General features: G+C 66.3%; 14 protein-coding genes. 7 read left to right on the forward strand and 7 right to left on the reverse strand.

Annotated features, from left to right (window positions below; genetic code table 11):
* Positions 1 to 59: 59 nt before the first annotated feature.
* On the reverse strand, positions 60 to 929 hold the full coding sequence (locus D7S89_RS21045) for a segregation and condensation protein A (RefSeq protein ID WP_121280779.1): 870 nt from the start codon (positions 927 to 929) through the stop codon (positions 60 to 62).
* Between the two features lie 3 nt (positions 930 to 932).
* Entirely contained in the window at positions 933 to 1,118 is a 186-nt protein-coding gene (locus tag D7S89_RS21050; RefSeq protein WP_121280781.1) for a DUF3460 family protein, read from the reverse strand.
* A gap of 321 nt (positions 1,119 to 1,439) precedes the next feature.
* Here D7S89_RS21050 and D7S89_RS21055 point away from each other — a divergent pair, with 321 nt between their 5' ends.
* A complete protein-coding gene (locus D7S89_RS21055) occupies positions 1,440 to 3,239 on the forward strand; it encodes an autotransporter assembly complex protein TamA (RefSeq protein ID WP_121280783.1) in 1,800 nt (599 codons plus the stop codon).
* 16 nt (positions 3,240 to 3,255) lie between these two features.
* Entirely contained in the window at positions 3,256 to 7,332 is a 4,077-nt protein-coding gene (locus D7S89_RS21060; protein ID WP_121280785.1) for a translocation/assembly module TamB domain-containing protein, read from the forward strand.
* A 150-nt stretch (positions 7,333 to 7,482) separates the two neighbouring features.
* On the opposite strand, the gene metG is transcribed toward D7S89_RS21060, so the two are convergent.
* Together metG and D7S89_RS21070 are read right to left on the reverse strand one after the other, a co-directional pair.
* Positions 7,483 to 9,645 carry a methionine--tRNA ligase gene (metG, locus tag D7S89_RS21065; protein ID WP_121280787.1) on the reverse strand — a complete coding sequence of 721 codons (2,163 nt, stop codon included), beginning with the start codon at positions 9,643 to 9,645 and terminating at the stop codon, positions 7,483 to 7,485.
* Between the two features lie 426 nt (positions 9,646 to 10,071).
* Positions 10,072 to 10,737 carry a YiaD family glycine zipper/OmpA-like lipoprotein gene (locus D7S89_RS21070; protein ID WP_121280789.1) on the reverse strand — a complete coding sequence of 222 codons (666 nt, stop codon included), beginning with the start codon at positions 10,735 to 10,737 and terminating at the stop codon, positions 10,072 to 10,074.
* 322 nt (positions 10,738 to 11,059) lie between these two features.
* Between D7S89_RS21070 and apbC the strand changes: the two genes are divergently transcribed.
* From apbC to D7S89_RS21095, 5 genes are all read left to right on the forward strand, one after another.
* Complete coding sequence (gene apbC, locus D7S89_RS21075; RefSeq protein ID WP_121280791.1) at positions 11,060 to 12,148, forward strand: iron-sulfur cluster carrier protein ApbC; 1,089 nt, start codon at positions 11,060 to 11,062, stop codon at positions 12,146 to 12,148.
* Positions 12,149 to 12,292: 144 nt separating this feature from the next.
* The gene (locus tag D7S89_RS21080) at positions 12,293 to 12,838 is read left to right on the forward strand and encodes a superoxide dismutase family protein (RefSeq protein ID WP_121280916.1); all 546 of its coding nucleotides are present in this window, start codon (positions 12,293 to 12,295) and stop codon (positions 12,836 to 12,838) included.
* Positions 12,839 to 12,860: 22 nt separating this feature from the next.
* Positions 12,861 to 13,430, forward strand: coding sequence for a dCTP deaminase (dcd, locus tag D7S89_RS21085; RefSeq protein ID WP_121280793.1), 570 nt, complete (start codon positions 12,861 to 12,863; stop codon positions 13,428 to 13,430).
* Positions 13,431 to 13,548: 118 nt separating this feature from the next.
* Positions 13,549 to 15,828, forward strand: a complete 2,280-nt coding sequence (locus D7S89_RS21090; protein ID WP_121280795.1) for an arginine/lysine/ornithine decarboxylase — start codon at positions 13,549 to 13,551, stop codon at positions 15,826 to 15,828.
* 2 nt (positions 15,829 to 15,830) lie between these two features.
* Positions 15,831 to 16,601, forward strand: coding sequence for a lysozyme inhibitor LprI family protein (locus D7S89_RS21095; RefSeq protein ID WP_121280797.1), 771 nt, complete (start codon positions 15,831 to 15,833; stop codon positions 16,599 to 16,601).
* A gap of 9 nt (positions 16,602 to 16,610) precedes the next feature.
* On the opposite strand, the gene D7S89_RS21100 is transcribed toward D7S89_RS21095, so the two are convergent.
* From D7S89_RS21100 to D7S89_RS21110, 3 genes are all read right to left on the reverse strand, one after another.
* A complete protein-coding gene (locus D7S89_RS21100) occupies positions 16,611 to 17,420 on the reverse strand; it encodes a helix-turn-helix transcriptional regulator (RefSeq protein WP_121280917.1) in 810 nt (269 codons plus the stop codon).
* A 538-nt stretch (positions 17,421 to 17,958) separates the two neighbouring features.
* The gene (gene argH, locus D7S89_RS21105; RefSeq protein WP_121280799.1) at positions 17,959 to 19,365 is read right to left on the reverse strand and encodes an argininosuccinate lyase; all 1,407 of its coding nucleotides are present in this window, start codon (positions 19,363 to 19,365) and stop codon (positions 17,959 to 17,961) included.
* 196 nt (positions 19,366 to 19,561) lie between these two features.
* Entirely contained in the window at positions 19,562 to 20,383 is an 822-nt protein-coding gene (locus tag D7S89_RS21110; RefSeq protein WP_121280801.1) for an anti-sigma factor, read from the reverse strand.
* Position 20,384: the final 1 nt, after the last annotated feature.

Consider the following 20,384-nt stretch of genomic DNA (forward strand, 5'->3'; position numbering starts at 1 on the left):
GACATCGAAAAGAGCGATCGCTAGAGCGCTGCTTCACCCGCACGCTTGGCGCCGGCAGCTCAGGCCGGCAGGTAGGCGAGGCGCACGTAAATCGGTGCGAATGGCTCCGCCTGGGTGATCTCGAGCAGCGATTCGCGTGAGAGTTCGAGCATCGCGATGAAGTTCACGACGACGACGGGTACGCCACGCGTCACGTCGAACAGCTCGCAGAACTCCATGAAACGCACGTTCTGCAACCGCCGCAAGATCGCGCTCATGTGTTCGCGCACCGAGAGCTCCTCGCGCGAAATCTTGTGATGCTGTACGAGCTTGGCGCGCTTGATCACGTCGGCCCAGGCGGCGCGCAGCTCGTCGGCCGCCACGTCGGGAAAGCGCGGCGCGATGCTCTGCTCGATGTAGACCTCGGCGCGCAGGAAATCGCGTCCGAGCTGCGGCAGCTGGTCGAGACGCTGCGCCGCGAGCTTCATGCGCTCGTATTCGAGCAGACGCCGCACGAGCTCGGCGCGGGGGTCTTCGGCCTCATCGCCGGTGTCGGCCTTCTTGACCGGCAGCAGCATGCGCGACTTGATTTCGATCAGCATCGCCGCCATCAGCAGATACTCCGACGCGAGCTCGAGATTCGTCTTGCGTAGCTGCTCGACGTAACCGAGGTACTGCGTCGTGACCTCGGCCATCGGGATGTCGAGGACGTTGAAGTTCTGCTTGCGGATCAGGTACAGCAGCAAATCGAGCGGCCCTTCGAACGTTTCGAGGAATACCTCGAGCGCATCGGGCGGGATGTACAGGTCCTGCGGCAGCTTGAACAGCGGCTCACCGTACAGGCGAGCAAACGCGATGCCGTCGACGGTGTCGGGCGTCGTATCCGTGGCGGGCGCGGTCAGCGCCGCTGGCGGCTCGGGCGAGCGCCGGACCTCGTCGGCGGAAGCCACGCTTTAGAAGTTCTGGTAGTAGACGTAGGGCGTCTGCGGCACGCGCGCGGCCTGCTGCGTGGCACGCTCGTCGAGATCGATCGGCTGCTTGTCCCACAGCAGCGCGCGGCCCTGGCGCTGTTCGGCCTCGAGCGAGGGCTTTTGCTGCTTCAGTTGATTCAGGAATTGCGTGATGTCGGACTGGTACATGTTTCGACGGTCGTTTAAATTGGGGGCATAACAGCGCGGCGCGCGCCGTTTCTGGCAAGGTGCGATTTTAGCGCATGCGCAAACAGGCGGAACATCGGGCAGGCTGCGACCGTCCAAGGCGGGCGCGCAGCTTGCTCCGATGCGATGTAGTAGACGCAGGCGTGAAGGCCCGCAAGCCCGCACGCAGGCCCGAGGCCCGGCTGGGTCGCCGAGGCCCGTGCCGTATGATCAAATGGGCGATGCGCGGGCAGGGCAGCGCCACCGGCGCCTTGCGGCGCTTCGCCGAAACCGTCTCAGTCCAACGTCGTCGGGAGGTTCTGTTTGCCGGGAGCAGTGATCGACTCGCGGCGTTCGCCGCCCCGCGGACGCCATCAGGCGCGCGAGCTCGCGCGCGGCTGGCGGTCCGTGGCGCTCGGCGCGCTGCTCGCTTTGCTCGCCACGCCCGCCGCGGCCAAATACGACATCGAGATCGACGCGCCGCGCGCGCTCAAGAAGTTGCTGGAGCGACACCTCGATCTCGCGCGGTTTGCCAAGCGCGAGGACGTCACCGACGATCAATTCGACTTTCTCGTCACGGCCACCCCGCAACAGGTGCGCGATCTCGCGGCCACCGATGGCTACTTCTCGCCCGTCGTGCGCACTGACGTGCGACGCGCCGGCGAGCAAAAGCGCGTGACGGTGCATGTCGACCCGGGACCGCGCACGACCGTGTCGTCGGTCGATCTGACATTCGAAGGCCCTGTGCTCACCGAAGAGCCGGCGCGCCAAAATGCCACGCGTTTCGCGTTCCCGATGCACGTGGGCGACCCGTTCACGGAAGAGGCGTGGAGCGGTGCGAAGGAGGCTGCGCTCAAGCAATTGCAGGCACGCCGCTACCTGGGCGCGAAAATCGTGCACTCCGAGGCGCGCATCGATCCGCGCAAGCGGCAAGCCGTGCTGTCGGTCGCGTTCGACAGTGGTCCGACGTTCACGCTTGGCCCGCTCGACGTGTCAGGCGTGCGTCGTTATCCGGGAGAGATCGCCACCAACGTCAATCCGCTCGGCGTCGGCGAGGTTTATAGCGCCGAGCGCATCGCCGAGCTGCAGCGGCAGCTGCAGAACACGCCGTACTACGCAAGCGTCGCGATCGACGTCGACAGCGACGTCGCCAAGCCGCGCGAAACGCCGGTTCACGTCAAGGTCAGCGAGTATCCGTACAACAGCGTGCGCGGCGGCGTCGGCTATGCGACGGATACCGGCGCGCACGTGCAGGGCTCCTATACCTATCTCGACACGTTCGGCGCCGCCTGGCCGTTCTCGATCCAGGGCCGGCTCGACCAGATCCAGCAGTACGGCCAGGTGCAGTTGTCCATGCCGCCCGGCGCACGCGGCTGGGTCAACAGCGCGCTCGCGTCGTACACGAACACGCAGGTGGCCAGCACGCGCATCTATAGCGCACGTGTGGGCGTCCAGCGTGCGCGCACGGCGCAGTTCATCGACCACACCTATTCGATCCAGTACTACTCGGACCGGCTCGATCAGAACGCGGGCCGGCCGACCGTGAGCCATGCGCTCATGCCGCAGTGGGCGTGGACGCGCCGCAACGTCGACGACCCGTTGTTCCCGCGTTCGGGCAATCTGCTGCACGTCGAGGCCGGCTTCGCGATCAAGGGTGCGCTGACCGATGAGACGTTCATCCGCGGCTATGGACGCGGCGAGCAGTATCTGCCGTTCGGCAAGCGCGACCTGTTGCTGCTGCGCGGCGAGCTCGGCGGTGTCTTCACGGGCGCAAGCTCGAGCGGCATCCCCGCGTCGCTGCTGTTTCGCGCGGGCGGCTCGAACTCCGTGCGCGGCTACAGCTTCCAGAGTATCGGCAACACCGTCGACGGTTCGGTGCTGCCGACCAAATACCTCGTCACGGCGACGACCGAATATCAGCACTGGTTCTCGCATGACTGGGGCGCGGCCGTCTTCTACGATATCGGTACGGCCACCGATGCCTGGCACGAGCGCGTGTTCTATCAGGGCGTAGGCCTCGGGGCACGCTGGCGTAGCCCCGTCGGTCCCGTCAATGTCGACCTCGCCTATGGCCTGCGCAACAAGAGCGTGCGGCCGTATCTGACGCTCGGCGTCGCTTTCTGATCCTGCCCATCCGCCCATGACGAACGATTCGCCGCCTCCGCCCCACGACGACGATCGCGCCGACGCCGCGCGCGATGCCGACGAGCCGGCCAAGCCGCCCGTACGGCGCCGCGGTGGCCGCGGATGGCGCGTGCTGGCATGGTCGATCGCGGACGTGGCGGTCGTCATCGTTCTCGTGCTGGCCGCGCTTTACGGCGCGCTCACGACCGAGCGCGGCACGCAACTCGCATGGCGCACGGCCGTCGCGGTGACGGGCGGGCGGCTCTCGGGCACGTTGGCAGGCGGCACCCTGGCGACGGGCGTGCGCTTGAAAGACGTGCGCTGGCATGAGGCTGCCACGCCAGGTGCCGGCGCGGTTGCGGCCACCGATATCCGCATCGACAGCATCGACGGACGCTGGGCGCTGACGCGTTCGCCGTGGCGCTTGACCGTCGACGAGCTGCGCATCGGCACGCTCGATGCGCGGGTCGCGCCTTCGACGAATCCCGCGCCGATCCGGCTGCCCGCGAGTCTGCAGTTGCCGCTTCAGATCGAGGTGCGCGCGCTGGTCGTGGACAAGATCGTCTGGCGCAGCGGCACCACGGCGACCGAGTTCGACCGCTTGCGCTTGCGCGGCCACAGCGACGGACGGCGCCACGCAATCTGGCTCGACGGCATCGAGACGCCTTATGGGGCCGTCGTTGCTCAGGTTGCGCTCGACGGCGCGCAGCCGTTCGCCTTGACGGGCGACGCAGGCTTGGCAGGGACGCTGCACAACGAGCCCGCGCAGTTGAATGCGCATGTGTCCGGCACGCTCGAGACGCTCGTGGCCGAGATCGACGCGAGCGGCATGAAGCTCGCGGGGCATGCCCGCATCGAAGCGACGCCGTTCGCCGCCATTCCCTTCAAGCGCGCTTCCCTCGTGTTCGCACACGTCAATCCGCAGGCGTTCAGCGCGGGTTCGCCTGAGGCGGACTTGTCGGTGAACGCCGAACTCGCGCCGGTGCCTGGGGCGGGGGCGCTCGTCGTCGAGGGGCCGGTGTCGATTCGCAACGCCCGGCCCGGCAGGCTCGGTGATCACCTGCTGCCGCTCATCGACGCGCATGCCGACTTGCAGCTCGACGCCCACGCGCAACGCTTCGCGAATCTGCGCGCACGGCTCGTGAAGGATGCCACGTTGACCGGTGCCGGCACGCTGACCGGCGGGCACGGTCGCATCGACATGCGAGCCGCGGGGCTCGATCTGAGTGTGTTCACGCCGACGTTGCGGCCGACGGCGTTGGCAGGCCCGATCAGGGTCGCGCTCGAGCCCGACGCCAAGTCGATCGAGCTGGACCTTGCCGACCCGCACGCGGCACTGCGCGCGCGGGCGCAGGTGGCGTTCGAACCCAAGCGCATTGCGCTGCACGACGTGCGCGTCGAGGCCGGCGCGGGCCGCATCGCGCTGAAGGGCGTGTTCGAGCACGACGCTCGCGGCAGTTACGACCTGACCGCCGAGCTGAACGCCTTCGATCCGCGTCTCGTGCTGGCGCAAGCGCTGCCGGCCCCGGCACGGCAGACCTCCACGAACGGTACGCAGCCCGACAAGGGCAAAGTGAAGACGAGCGCGGCAGCGCCCGCGCCCGAGGCGCGGGTGACGGGCACGCTGCAGGTGACGGGCGCATTGGTTCCAACATTCGCGACGACGCTACGCTTTGCGCTGCGCGACAGTGTCTACGACGGGTTGCCGCTCACCGGCAAGGGCACGGTGCAGATGGCGGGCAAGCGTTTGCTGCCCAGCGACGCAGCGCTCTCGATCGCGGGCAACGATGTCGCGTTGCAGGGCAGCTTCGGCGCCGCGGGCGACCGTCTGCGCTTTCACGTCGACGCACCACGGCTCGAGCGGCTCGGTTTCGGCTTGAGCGGCGCCGTCAAAGCCGACGGCGACCTGACGGGCTCGCTCGCGCATCCCGATGTCGCATTGACCTACGATGCGCGCGGCGTTACGTTCGGCACCCAGCGCATCGGGTCGGCCGTCGGCCACGCGCAGGTGCGCGACGGCGCTCGCGGTGCGCTCGAATTCACGACTGACGCGCGCGACGTGCACACAGGCGTCGTCGAGCTCACGACGCTGACGGCTCACCTGACCGGCACGCGCGCTCAGCATGCGCTCGACGCGCACGCGACGGGCACGGTGCGCGGCCATCCGATCGACGTGATGGTGGCGGCGACGGGCGGGGTGCTCGATACGCGCGACGGCCCGCGCTGGGACGGCCACGTGACGCGTCTCGCGAACCGCGGTATGCCGGCGCTCGCACTCGAGGCGCCGGTCACGCTGAATGTGGCGCGCGAATCGCTCACGCTCGGTGCCGCCCGCCTCTCGCTCGAAGGCGCGCTGATCGACGTGAAGTCGTTGGTCTACGACCAGGGTGCCGTCCGCTCGGCCGGCTCGGCGACGAACCTCTCGCTGGGCCGGCTGCTCGCGATCCGGCAGGAATTGACGGGACTGCCTTCGCGCATGGCCAGCGATCTCGTGCTCGCCGCCGACTGGGACTTCACGTTCGGCCGCACCGCGAGCGGCTATGCGCGGCTCGAGCGGCGCAGCGGCGATGTGTCGGTCGATACGGGGCGCGGCTTGGCGGCGCTCGGCATCACGGCTATCGCCGCACGCGCCGAGTTTAGCGCAAGTCGTCGGCTGGACGCGAGCGTGCGCGCGCAAGCGAGCCGCATCGGCACGCTCGATGCCCATGCGAGCGTGCCGCTCGAGCCCGATTCGGCGCGCGGCGGTCTACTCGGCCTGGCTGCCGATGCCCCGCTGAGCGGCACCGTGAGCGCGCGCGTGCCGGCGCTCAAGACCACGGGTGGGCTGTACGGCCCCGGCTATGTGCTCGATGGACACCTCGCGCTCGATCTGGCGCTGGCCGGCACCTTGGCTACGCCGACCGTGTCGGGTTCGCTGACGGGCGACGATCTGGCGGCCACGCTCGTCGATCAGGGTTTGCAGGTGAAGAACGGGCAGGTCCGCATCGCGCTGACCGAGAATCTCGTGGACTTCCAGCACGTCGAATTTCACGGTGGCGACGGCACGCTGCGCGCGACGGGCCGCATCCGGCTCGATCGCGCCGAGCCTGACCTGACTGCGCAGATCGTGGCCGACAAGCTCTCCCTGTTCGCGGCCCCGGACCGGCAGCTGACGCTCTCGGGCAGCGCCACCGTCTCGAACGGCGGGCCGGCAGGCGGCATCGATATCGGCGGCAAGTTCACGATCGATCATGCGCGGTTCGACATGCCCGAGCAGGCGGCGCCGCATCTGTCGGACGATGTCGTCGTCGTGCGCGAGACACGCGTCGAACGGGGCGCGCCGCAGCCGTTGGAGCCGACCAACAAACCGGCTGGACGCTTTGCCCCGCATGCGGACATCGACATCGACCTGGGTCGCGATTTCCGTTTCCGCGGACAGGGTGCCGATCTTGGCCTGCGCGGCACGGTGACCGCACTGTCGGCGCCCAATCAGCCGCTGCGCGCGACCGGCAACGTGCGTGTGACCGAAGGCTCGACCTACACGACGTTCGGCCGCAAGCTCTCGATCGAGAACGGCTTCTTTACGTTCAACGGGCCGGTGGCCAATCCCGGCATCAACATTCTCGCGATGCGGCGCAATCAGGAGGTCGAGGCCGGCGTGCAAGTGACGGGCACGGTCAGGGCGCCCGTCGTGAAGCTCGTCTCGGAGCCCAACGTCGCCGACAACGAAAAGCTCTCGTGGCTGCTGTTCGGCCACGGCACCGATCAGGGCAACAACCTGGGCCAGCAAAGCTCGATGACGACGGCGCTCGCGCTGCTCGGCAGTGCGACGGGCAAGCGCGTCGCGCAGACCGTCGGGCTCGACGAATTTTCCGTGGGGCGCAGCGAGGTGGGGCTGACCGACTCTCAGGTCGTGATGATGTCGAAGGCGATCAACGAGCGGCTCGTGCTCGGCTACGAACAAGGGCTGCAATCGGCCAGCAACGCGTTCAAGGCGACGGTCAACCTGTCGCGCTTCTGGGCGGTCGCGTTTTACGGCGGCACGTTTCAGGGCTTCGACGTGAATTTCACGCGCCGGTTCGACCGGTTGGGCGCAACACGCGAAGCACGTTAGTGCGCATGGCCAATGACATCGGAGACAGGGGGCGGGCGGCCGACGGTGCCGGCCATTCGCGCCCTGCGGTGTCGCCCCGGCGCACCAGCGGTGGCCGGGGCGACGCACATCGCGCATGGCGCGCGACGTGCGTGGTGCGCCATGCGTCGTTCAGCGCACGCGCATGCCGGGCTTCGCGCCGCTATGCGGCTCGAGGATGTAGAGGCCCGGCTCCGCTTTCTCGTCGGCGGCCGACGCTGCGAGCACCATCCCCTCCGACATGCCGAACTTCATCTTGCGCGGTGCGAGGTTCGCGACCATCACCGTCAGCTTGCCGACGAGGTCCTCGGGGCGATAAGCCGACTTGATGCCGGAGAACACGTTGCGCGTTTTTTCCTCACCGACATCGAGCGTCAGTTGCAGCAGCTTGTCCGAGCCCTCGACGGCCTTGCACTCGACGATGCGCGCGATGCGCAGGTCGATCTTGCCGAAGTCGTCGATCGAGATGAAGCCGCCCGCGTCGTCGTCGCCGGCGGCGGGCTTGGCCGCGGGTTTTGCTGCCGCCGCGGCCTTCGTCTGCTGGGCCGATGCCTGCGCCGCGGCCGCGCCGGTTTCGGTCGGCTGGAGCGTCGCGCGGTTCGCCGCGAGCAGCGCTTCGAGCTGCTTGGCATCGATACGCGTCATCAGGTGCTGATAGGCGTTGATCGGGCGCTCGCCACTGAGCGGCTGGGCGGCGTGATCCCACGTGAGCGGCGCAACGCCGAGGAAGGCCTCGACATTGGCGGCCAGCGCCGGCAGCACCGGCTTGAGGGCGATCGTCAGCAGCCGGAATGCTTCGACGCACACGCTGACCGTCTCGTGCAGGGCGGCGGCGTTGGCCGGGTCCTTCGCCAGATCCCATGGCTTGGCCGTGTCGACGTACGTGTTCACGGCGTCGGCGAGCTCCATCGTCTGGCGCAGCGCACGGCTATATTCGCGCGCCTCGTAATGCGCGGCGATTTGCGGCATCGCCTCACGCAGCGTGCCGAGCAGCGGATGGCGCATCGCGCCGTCGTGCACGCGCCCTTCGAAACGCTTGACCAGGAAGCCGGCCGCGCGGCTCGCGATGTTCACGTACTTGCCGACGATGTCGCTGTTCACGCGCGCCTGGAAGTCCTCGAGGTTCAGGTCGAGGTCTTCCATCGTCGCGTTGAGCTTGGCCGCGAAGTAGTAGCGCAGCCACTCGGGGTTCAGCCCCGTTTCGACGTAGCTGCGCGCCGTGATGAACGTGCCGCGCGACTTGGACATCTTCGCGCCGTCGACGGTCAGGAAGCCGTGCGCGAACACGTTCGTCGGCGTGCGGTGGCCCGAGAATTCGAGCATCGCGGGCCAGAACAGCGTGTGGAAGTACAGGATGTCCTTGCCGATGAAGTGATACTGCTCGGCGGACGAACCTTTCTTGACCCAATCGTCGAAGTCGAGGTTCAGGCGCGAGGCGAGGTTCTTGAAGCTCGCGTAGTAGCCGACCGGCGCATCGAGCCAGACGTAGAAGTACTTGCCCGGCGCGCCAGGAATCTCGAAGCCGAAGTACGGCGCATCGCGCGAGATGTCCCAGTCGGACAGCTTGGCCTCGCCTGCGTCGCCGAGCCATTCGCGCATCTTGTTGGTCGCCTCGGGCTGGGCCAGGTCGCCGACCCAGGCGCGCAGGAACGTTTCGCAACGCGGATCCGACAGCCGGAAGAAGTAGTGCGTCGACTTCTTGCGCACGGGCGTTGCGCCCGAGACGACGGAATACGGGTTGACGAGCTCGGTCGGCTGGTAGGTCGAGCCGCAGACCTCGCAGTTGTCGCCGTACTGGTCCTTCGCGCCGCACTTCGGGCACTCGCCCTTCACGTAGCGGTCGGGCAGGAACATCTCTTTGACGGGGTCGTACGCCTGCTCGATTTCGCGGGCGTCGATGAGCCCCGCGTCTTGCAGTGAGCGGTAGATCGACCCGGCCAACTCGCGATTTTCCTCGGAGTCGGTCGAGTAATAGTTGTCGAACGAGATCAGGAAGCTGTCGAAGTCGCGCTTGTGCTCGCGCCAGACGCGCTCGATCAGCGCCTTCGGCGTGATGCCTTCTTTTTCGGCGCTCAGCATGATCGGCGTGCCGTGCGTGTCGTCGGCGCCGACGTAGTAGATCTCGTGCCCATGCATTCGCATCGCGCGCACCCAGATGTCGGTCTGGATGTATTCGACCAAGTGGCCGAGGTGGATCTGTCCGTTCGCGTACGGCAACGCGGACGTGACGAGAATGCGGCGGCGGCTGGCGCGCGCGCCTCCCTGCGCGATCGAATCGTGGGCGGGTGCTGTCATGGGCTTTCTGGAGAGGAACTGCGAAGGGAAAGCGTCGATTCTAACAGGCGCGGCGGGGGGCAGCCGGCTCGGAGCGGGCACCGGCAAGGCAGGATGGGCGCGGTTATTCGGGTCGGAGGAGGCCGGAGACGAGACCCGGTTGGCCGGTCGAGGCGACCAGGATCGGTAAAAAACGGGCAAAAAAAACCGGGGCGATAGGCCCCGGAGCAACAACGACAAGAGGAGAATGGTGACGCAGCGGCGCGGTTCGCCAGCCACGTACCGAAGATACAGACAGCGGATTTCCCGGTGAGTTTCCGTCGATTCGAAAGTTTTTTCGAATCGTTTACCGAGACCTTGCCGGAGGCTGGCCGCGAGCCTGGAAAGTCGGGGCGGAGCACCCGGGCGACCAGGTGCTCCGCTTCTCTGCTCGTCGAGTTGCGCCCTTTATTGGACGGTCGGTTGCTGACCGTGCTGCGCCGTCGCGCGCAGGTAGATCTCGACCCGGCGGTTCTGGGCGCGGCCGGCTTCGGTAGTGTTGTCGGCGATCGGCTGGTTCGCGCCCATGCCTTGAGCCGACAGGCGCTGCGCGGCCACGCCGTGCTGCGCGAGGTAGCCCGTGACGCTCTGGGCGCGGTTCACGGACAGCGTCTGGTTGTAGGCCGGCTGGCCAGTGCTGTCGGTATGGCCGACGACCTGCGCGATCACCTCGGGGTTCTGGTTCAGCGTCTGGGCGACCTGATCGAGCACCGGCGCGAACGACGGCTTGATCGAGTAGCTGTTGGTGTCGAACGTGACCGAGCTCGGGATGTTGAGCTTGAGCGAGCCGTCGGGCTGCTCGGTGATCTGCGTGCCGGTGCCTTTGGTGGCGCCGGACAGCTTGTTGTGGATCGCCTGCCAGTTGTAGCCGGTGATGCCGCCAGCCGCGGCGCCGATTGCGCCGCCGATCGCCGCACCCTTGCCGCCGCCCACGAGTGCGCCGATGCCGGCGCCGAGCCCGGCCCCGACGCCGGTGCCGACGGCCGTGTTGGTCTGCTGCTGGGTGGCGCAGCCGGCAACGAGCGCGGCGGCGACGGTCATGACGGTCAGGCGGGTGACGATTTTTGCTTTCATGTTCGTGTCCTCTCAAAAAAACTGGTCGGAACGGCGTCCTGGGTGAACGTCTCGGGCGCGATGAGCGGCCCGGTGTCGTCGGGCCTGGACGACGCGTCTTCCAACTGGAGTGGCGCGAGCCACTACAATAGCGCGTGTACGTCGCGTTGCGGCACCACGGCTTTGTGAGGCGCGAAGTTGCCCGGTGGGTCGCCTTTTGGCAATGGCGAGCAACACTTTCTTTCAACTATTTCCGTCCAGTACGACGCTTCGCCAAGGGCCATCGGCCTGCTTGGCGAGGCCCGTCGCTACTTTGCAACCCTTTCTCTTCGGAGTCGTTTCGATGAGCATTGATCGGGCCTTGGTCGACGCTGCCCTCGCGGCCGTCGCAGACCCCAACACGGGCCGTCCGTTCGCGGCAGCCAAAGGCATCAGGAACGTCGCGATCGACGGCGCCACAGTCAAGGCCGAGCTCGTGCTCGGCTACCCGGCCAGGAGCCAGTTCGACGCGCTGCGCGCCCTCGTCGTCGACGCGCTGCTGAAGGTGCCGGGCGTGGCCGGCGCCGACATCACGGTGTCGCAATCGATCGTCGCGCATACGGTGCAGCCAGGCATGAAGCTGCTGCCGAACGTGAAGAACATCGTCGCGGTGGCGTCGGGCAAGGGCGGCGTCGGCAAGAGCACGACGGCCGTCAACCTCGCGCTGGCGCTGGCTGCGGAAGGCGCATCGGTCGGCATTCTCGACGCCGACATCTACGGGCCGTCGCTTCCGACGATGCTCGGCATCACCGGGCGCCCCGAGTCGCCCGACGGGAAGACGATGAATCCGCTCGCGGGCCACGGCATCGAGGCCAATTCGATCGGCTTTCTGGTGGAGCAGGACAATCCGATGGTCTGGCGCGGCCCGATGGTCACGTCGGCGCTCGAACAGCTGCTGCGCCAGACGAACTGGGGCGAGCTCGACTATCTGATCGTCGACATGCCGCCGGGCACCGGCGACATCCAGCTCACGTTGTCGCAGCGCGTGCCCGTGACGGGCGCGGTGATCGTCACGACGCCGCAGGACATCGCGCTGATCGACGCGAAGAAGGGGCTCAAGATGTTCGAGAAGGTCGGCATCCCGATCCTCGGCATCGTCGAGAACATGAGCATTCACATCTGCTCGAACTGCGGCCATGCCGAGCACATCTTCGGCACCGGTGGGGGCGAGCGCATGGCGAAGGATTACGGCGTCGACGTACTCGGCAGTCTGCCGCTCGATATGGCGATTCGCGAGCAGGCCGACGGCGGCCGGCCGACCGTCGTGGCCGATCCCGATGGGCGCATCGCGCAGATGTACCGCGCCATCGCGCGCAAGATGGCGATCCACATCGCGGAGCGCGCACGCGACATGAGCGCGAAGTTCCCGACCATCGTCGTGCAGAACACCTGATGCGTGCCATGCCGCTCGTAGGGGCGTTCCGGCTTGCCGAACTGCCATCGATGTGCTTGGCGTGCGCCCGACGCGGTATCATGTCGCCTTCGCTTGATCCGGTCGGGCGGCGCGTGGGGCGTCGCGGGCCGGCATGAGGATCGCATGAGACAACGAACCGACGGGCGGCATGCGCACCGTCTGAACGCGCTGGCCTTGGCCGGCCTTCTCGGGCTGACTTTCGCGTTCGGCGGCTGCACGACCATCTTCGGCAACCACGAAAAGCGCGCGCAAGCCCAGCTACGACCGACCGCCGGCAACGGCGCGCGGGGCACCGTCACGTTTGTCGAACGTGCGGACGGCGTGCAAGTCACCTACAACCTGGTCGGGCTGCCTCCCAACAGCGACCACGCGCTGCAAGTGCACGAGCGCGGCGACTGCAACGCGGTGGACGGCTCAAGCGCCGGCGCCGTGTTCGCACCGACGGCTGCGCGGTTGAAGAGCGGCGTGCGCGTCGAGGGCGACCTCGGCAACCTCCATGCGGACGAGACCGGTGTGGCGACGGGGTTCATCGTGGCGCCCGATCTCTCGCTCGACGGCGTGCGCTCGGTGCTCGGGCGCTCGGTCCTCGTGCATCGCGATACCAGCGATCCGGCTTTCGCCGAGCACGGGGCAGGCCCGGCGCTCGCATGCGGCCAAATCCGGCAGTGAACCCGTTTTCCAGCGTCACTTTATGACCATCAAATCCGACAAGTGGATTCGGCGCATGGCCGACCAGCACAAGATGATCGAGCCGTTCGTGCACGATCAGGTCCGTATGGGCGAGGACGGCCGCAAGATCGTGAGCTTCGGCACCTCGAGCTACGGCTACGACATTCGTTGCGCGGACGAATTCAAGATCTTCACGAACATCAACTCGACGATCGTCGATCCGAAGAATTTCGACGAAAAGTCGTTCGTCGACTTCAAGGGCGACGTCTGCATCATTCCGCCGAACTCGTTCGCGCTCGCGCGCACGGTGGAATATTTCCGCATTCCGCGCAACGTGCTGACGGTGTGCCTCGGCAAGTCGACCTACGCGCGCTGCGGGATCATCGTCAACGTGACGCCGTTCGAGCCCGAGTGGGAAGGCTACGTGACGCTCGAATTCTCGAATACGACACCATTGCCGGCGAAAATCTACGCCAACGAGGGTGTTGCGCAGGTGCTGTTCTTCGAAAGCGACGAAGTGTGCGACGTGTCGTATGCCGATCGCGGCGGCAAGTATCAGGGGCAGCATGGTGTCACGCTGCCCAAGACCTGACGCCGTTTTTCGCCTGTTTCGCGACGCATAGCGCGCACTGACCCGATTCACCGAGCGGCCGCTGGGCACGAGGGATGCCAACCCTGTGCCGGCGGTCCTTGTTTTTGGAGATGCTTCCATGAAGTTCCGTTTCCCCGTCGTCATCATCGATGAAGACTTTCGCTCCGAGAACATCTCGGGTTCCGGCATCCGTGCGCTCGCCGAAGCGATCGAAGGGGAGGGGGTGGAGGTGCTCGGCCTCACGAGCTACGGCGACCTGACTTCGTTCGCGCAGCAATCGAGCCGCGCGTCGTGCTTCATCCTGTCGCTCGACGACGACGAGCTGATGCTCGGCGAGACCGGTCCCGACGGCGAGCTGCCCGAGTTGGCCACGGCCATTCTCGAACTGCGCGCGTTCGTCGCCGAGGTACGCCGCCGCAACGCCGACATTCCGATCTTTCTGTACGGTGAGACGCGCACGTCGCGCCACCTGCCGAACGACATCCTGCGCGAGCTGCACGGCTTCATCCACATGTTCGAGGACACGCCCGAGTTCGTCGCGCGCCACATCGTGCGCGAGGCCAAGGTCTACCTCGACTCGCTCTCGCCGCCGTTCTTCAAGGAGCTCGTCAAGTATGCCGACGAAGGCTCGTACTCGTGGCACTGCCCGGGGCACTCGGGTGGCGTCGCGTTCCTGAAGAGCCCGCTCGGCCAGATGTTCCATCAATTTTTCGGCGAGAACATGCTGCGCGCCGACGTGTGCAACGCCGTGGACGAGCTCGGGCAACTGCTCGATCACATCGGTCCGGTGGCCGCGTCCGAGCGCAACGCCGCGCGCATCTTCAGCGCCGATCACCTGTTCTTCGTGACGAACGGCACCTCGACGTCGAACAAGATCGTCTGGCACGCGACGGTCGCGCCGGGTGACATCGTCGTCGTCGACCGCAACTGCCACAAGTCGATCCTGCACGCGATCACGATGACGGGGGCGATCCCCGTGTTCCTCACGCCGACGCGCAACAACTTCGGCATCATCGGCCCGATTCCGCGCGACGAGTTCAAGCCCGAGAACATCCGCAAGAAGATCGAGGCGAACCCGTTCGCGCGCGAGGCGCTGGCGAAGAATCCGAACCTGAAGCCGCGCATCCTCACGATCACGCAGAGCACGTACGACGGCGTCGTCTACAACGTCGAGATGATCAAGGACCTGCTGGGCGACTTCCTCGACACGCTGCACTTCGACGAAGCGTGGCTGCCGCATGCCGAGTTCCACTCGTTCTACCAGGACATGCATGCGATCGGCGCGGGCCGTCCGCGCACGGGCGCACTCGTGTTCGCGACGCACTCGACGCACAAGCTGCTGGCCGGCATCTCGCAGGCGTCGCAGATCGTCGTGCAGGATTCGGTCAACGGCGTGTTCGACAAGCATCGCTTCAACGAGGCGTATCTGATGCACACGTCGACGAGCCCGCAATACGCGATCATCGCCTCGTGCGACGTCGCGGCTGCGATGATGGAGCCGCCCGGCGGCACGGCACTCGTCGAAGAGTCGATCGCCGAGGCGCTCGATTTCCGCCGCGCGATGCGCAAGGTCGATGCCGAATACGGTGACGAATGGTTCTTCCAGGTGTGGGGGCCCGACGCGCTCGCCGACGAAGGCATCGGCTCGCGCGAGGACTGGGTCCTGCGCGCCGACGATCCGTGGCACGGCTTCGGCTCGCTCGCCGAAGGCTTCAACATGCTCGATCCGATCAAGGCCACGATCGTCACGCCGGGCCTGGACCTCGCCGGCGACTTTGGCGAGACGGGCATCCCGGCCGCGATCGTGACGAAGTATCTGGCCGAGCACGGCATCATCGTCGAAAAGACGGGCCTGTACTCGTTCTTCATCATGTTCACGATCGGCATCACGAAGGGTCGCTGGAACTCGATGGTGACCGAGCTGCAGCAGTTCAAGGACGACTACGACAACAACCAGCCGTTGTGGCGCGTGCTGCCCGAGTTCGTCGCGCAGCATCCGGCTTACGAGCGCATGGGCCTGCGCGATCTGTGCCAGCAGATCCACAGCGTGTACCGCGCGAACGACATCGCACGCCTCACGACCGAGATGTATCTGTCGAACATGGAGCCGGCGATGAAGCCGTCCGACGCATTCGCGAAGCTCGCCCACCGCGAGATCGACCGGGTGCCGATCGACGAGCTCGAGGGTCGGGTGACGAGCATCCTGCTCACGCCGTACCCGCCGGGTATCCCGCTGTTGATTCCGGGCGAGCGCTTCAACAAGACGATCGTCAACTATTTGAAGTTCGCGCGCGAGTTCAACGAACGCTTCCCGGGTTTCTCGACGGACATTCACGGGCTCGTGGCCGAGTCGATCAACGGCCGCGTCGAATACTTCGTCGACTGCGTGCGGATGTGACGATGCGGCGTACTCGCCCTCGCATTCATGCAAGGCTGGGTCGTGCGCTGCTCGTGCTGGCTTTGGCTGCGGCCGGTGCGGGTGCAATTGCCGTGCCGCAGGCCGCCCACGCCGAAGCGGCGCCGGCCGACCCGATCGATACGGCCATGCGCGAATGCCTTGCGCGGGCCGATCGCTCGTCGACGGCCGGCCAGGTGCAGTGTACGGACGCCGCGCGCGCGGCGTGGCGTAGTGCAAGCGACGCGGCTTACCAATCACTCGAGGCCAATGCGCCCGAGAAAGTGCGGCGTGGCTGGCAGGAAAGCCAGCGGCGCTGGCTCGCATGGCGCAATCAGGAGGTGGTGCTCGTGCGCGCCGTGATCGCGACGACGCGCGGGTCGGTCTACGAGATGGCAGGGGCCAATCTCCTGTTGCAGCCGGAGCGTGATCGCGCGCTGGCCTTGCGGCGCGTGGCGGCGTCCTTTGACGCGCAGGGGCAGCAATCCTCGTCCCAGCCGGCCGCCGACAGCAACGACAACCCCATGCCTCGTCTGCGTGCTTGCTCGCTCGATGCGGCTTGCGAACACGCGCAATTCGATGTGAACCGCTACCGCCGCAAGCTGCGCGACAAGTTGCCGTCGCATGTGCGCACGACGCTTGCGCGGGCGCAGCGCGCATGGCTCGCCTATTACGAAGCGACGGCTCCGCTCGGCAGCGAAGCCGATCGTGCCGATTTGATCGGCGCGCGCGTGGCGACGATGAAGCGCTTGTCGGAGACGGCGGGGAACGACTGACCGGCTCGCTCACCGGCGCTTCTGCACCTGGCTGGGCGAGTACCCGAAATGCCGCTTGAACACGGTCGCGAACTGACTGTGCTGGTTGTAGCCGCACTCGAGCGCGACGCCCGTAATCTTGCGCTTGCCGTCGGTCAGCAATTGATAGGCGCGGCTCATGCGCAGCTTCGTCAGATACGCGTGGGGCGAATGACCGAACGTATTCTTGAACTTGCGCAGGAAGTGGTAGCGGCTCAGGTTGCAGATGCGTGCGAGGTCGTCGAGGCGGATCGCGTCGCCCAGGTGCGCGTCGATAAACGCGTCGATCTCGTTGATCTGCGACGGCGACAGCTTGCCGCGTACGCTCGTCGACTCGATGCCCGTGAAGGCATAGCCGCGAATCATGTGCAGGGCGATCCAGTTGGCCAGGCTGTCGAGGCCATGCGCGAGCGAGGCATCGGTCCAGTCGGTCTGCGCGATGCTGCGGGCGGCCGAGCTGATGACGGGCGATTCTTCGAAGACGACCTCCCGAAAGCGGTAACGGCGCGGCGTCCCGTCGGTGAACGGCGCGAGGCTTTGCCCGATATTGCGATCGTCGAAGTGCAGCTGCAGTACGCGCATCGAACCGGTGACACGCCAGCGCGAGTGCCTGCCGCCAGCCGGAAACAGGCATACCGCCCCATCGAAGCCGTGGCGGACGGTCTTGCCGTTCTCGATCAGGCTGCACTGTTCGCCGCCAGCCAGACAGACGTTGAGCACGTGCTCGGCCGACGGCATGTGCTCGAGCTGCACGCCGCACGCATGCCATTCCAGGAGCTCGATGCCGGACGTCAAATGCATCGAGCGAATGCGTTCGATACCAGCCGTTTTTTCGGCAACCCAAACGGTTTGCAAATTTGACGAGAGCATTTTCGGTCGAATCCCCGCGAAATTTTTTCGGCCTCGGTCTATGCACGGTGCATCGATTTTTCGCTTGGGCGTCCATGCCGCCCTAGTGCACACGTACCACGCCGGGACAGTGAGTGCTTCGCTGCGCATGCTTGATGCGAAGCGGGTATTCAAGGGATGTTCGACTAATTATTGGCAATGGAAAATAAAATATCCAGTGTTTGAAAGGTGTTATCTGAATGATCGTCGATTTCGTAAAACCCTTTAACCATGTGTAATTAAAGTGGTCCTATCCGTTCTGGTAGTGGAGTCGAAGCGTTTAATTGAATCGATTATTTGCACTAATGTCGTGCTCATTGTTCGACGTGCAGCAATATCCGTTCGCCGGCGCGCAATTTTTCGACGGTGCGCCGACGGCTGGGCCGCAGGCGTAAACAAAAAAGCGGGCCCGCAGGCCCGCCTTTCATGAGTTTGCGTACGCGTTCGGGCGTCAGCCCAGCGACTTGCGCACCGCGGCAATGGCTGCGCGTACTTGCTCGGGTGCTGTGCCGCCCGGGTGATTGCGGCTCGCGACCGAGCCTTCGAGCGTCAGATACTCGAACACGTCGTCGCCGATCAGATGGGCGACGTTCGGCAATTCCTGGCGCATCTCTTCGAGCGTGAGGTCGGCCAGATCGCATTGGCGGTCGACGCAGATGCGCACCGCATGCGCAACCGCTTCGTGCGCATCGCGGAACGGCAGGCCGCGCTTGACGAGATAGTCGGCCAGGTCTGTCGCAGTCGAGAAGCCTTGCAATGCCGCCGAGCGCATCGCCTGCGGCTTCACGGTGATGCCCGCCACCATCTCGGCGAAGATGCGCAGCGTATCGGCTACCGTATCGACGGTGTCGAACAGCGGCTCCTTGTCTTCCTGATTGTCCTTGTTGTACGCGAGCGGCTGTCCCTTCATCAGCGTCAGCAGCGCCATCAGATGGCCGTTCACGCGACCGGTCTTGCCGCGCGCGAGCTCGGGCACGTCGGGGTTCTTCTTCTGCGGCATGATCGACGAGCCCGTGCAGAAGCGGTCCGCGATGTCGATGAAGCCCACGCGCGGGCTCATCCACAGCACGAGCTCTTCGGACAGTCGCGAGACGTGCGTCATCACGAGCGCCGCGGCGGCCGTGAATTCGATCGCGAAGTCACGGTCGGATACCGCATCGAGCGAGTTGGCGCAGATGCCGTCGAAGCCGAGCGTCTGCGCGACGGCGTGGCGATCGATCGGATAGCTCGTGCCCGCGAGCGCAGCGGCGCCGAGCGGCAGCCGGTTCACGCGCGTGCGGCAATCGCGCATGCGTTCGCTATCGCGGCCGAACATCTCGACGTAGGCGAGCAGGTGATGGCCGAACGTGACGGGCTGCGCGACCTGCAGGTGCGTGAAGCCCGGCATGATCGTCTCGGCATGGTGTTCGGCAAGCTCGAGCAGCGCCGTGCGCAAGTCCTTGATCAGCACGCCGATGCGATCGATCTCGCCACGCAGCCACAAACGGATGTCGGTGGCGACCTGATCGTTGCGCGAGCGGCCCGTATGCAGGCGCTTGCCGGCATCGCCGATCAGTGCGGTCAGGCGCGCTTCGATGTTCAGGTGGACGTCTTCGAGATCGAGCTGCCAGACGAATTCGCCGCGCTCGATCTCGCCTTTGATTTGTGCCATGCCGCGCTCGATGGCGGCCAGGTCGTCGGCGCCGATGATGCGCTGGGCCGCCAGCATCTTCGCGTGCGCGAGCGAGCCCTCGATGTCGACGAGCGCCATGCGCTTATCGAAGAAAACCGACGACGTGTAGCGCTTGACGAGCTCGGACATCGGCTCCGAGAAGCGAGCCGACCAGGCTTCGCCTTTTTTATGCAGTTGGGACGTCATGGTGATGGGCAGTGAACGTGATCAATCGAGGCGGCGGCAGGCGCGCGCGGCATGGGCGGGCAGGGCCCGACGCGGGTACGGCAAGCAGCAAGCGCTCGATTTTATCACCGTGGCCGCGCCGTGCCGGGCCGCCAGGCGCGGCCGAGCCACGGCTGCGGCTCGGTTATGGCGCTGCCGGGCCACGGTTAGGCCACGGTCAGGCCGTCGCCATCAGCCTGCCACTGCACACGACGGGGCCGCTCGGGCCGGTCGCACTGGTCGAGCCGCCTTCGGGCTCGACCGAGACGGCCAGCTTCACGAATGCCGCCATGCCGTGCACCTTCATGCTGACGACCTTGCCCGGCGGCAGCATGCCGAGCGAAACCGGGTTGCCGTGCTCGGGGATGCCCCACAGCTGTTCGCTCTTGCCGGCCGGCGCGGCATCGCCGCCCATCATGCGGTGCACGCTCAGCATCGCGTTCTTGTCATCCCACATGACGAATACCATCGTCTTGTCCGTTTGCCGGTCCGCGAGCGCGGCGACATAGGCGACACGCTCGACCGATGTCGTGCCCGACGGTGGCTGTTGTGCAGCTGTCTGCTCGCCCGTCGGCGGCAGCGGCGCCAGGGTCTGGCCGGACCACGGCCCCAGCGTGACCGCCAGCGCAACCGCGGCGGCCAGCGCGGCGCCGGTCGCGCCGATCGACCAGTTGCGCCAGAAGGCGAGATTGTCGAACCAGCGCACACGCTCACGCGACGGCGCTCGCTCTCGAGGCGCAGTTGCTTGCGCCGGGGCGTGTCGCTCCGTCAAGCCGAGGCGGTGCTCGATCGCATGCCACGTCGTGGCCGGCGGGATGACGGGCGGCGCGAGTTCGGGCAGCGCGGCGAGGCGTTGCTGCCACGTGTCGATGGCGGCTCGTACGGCGCTATCGGTTTGCGCGATGCGCTCGAGGCGCCTGCGCGCGCCGCCGCGCAGCACGCCGAGCGCGTACTGGCTCGCGAGCCGGTCGATCAGGTCGGGATGCCGGTGCAGGTTCATG

Origin of the sequence: Trinickia fusca (assembly GCF_003628145.1) — a bacterium.
GTDB classification, from domain to species: domain Bacteria; phylum Pseudomonadota; class Gammaproteobacteria; order Burkholderiales; family Burkholderiaceae; genus Trinickia; species Trinickia fusca.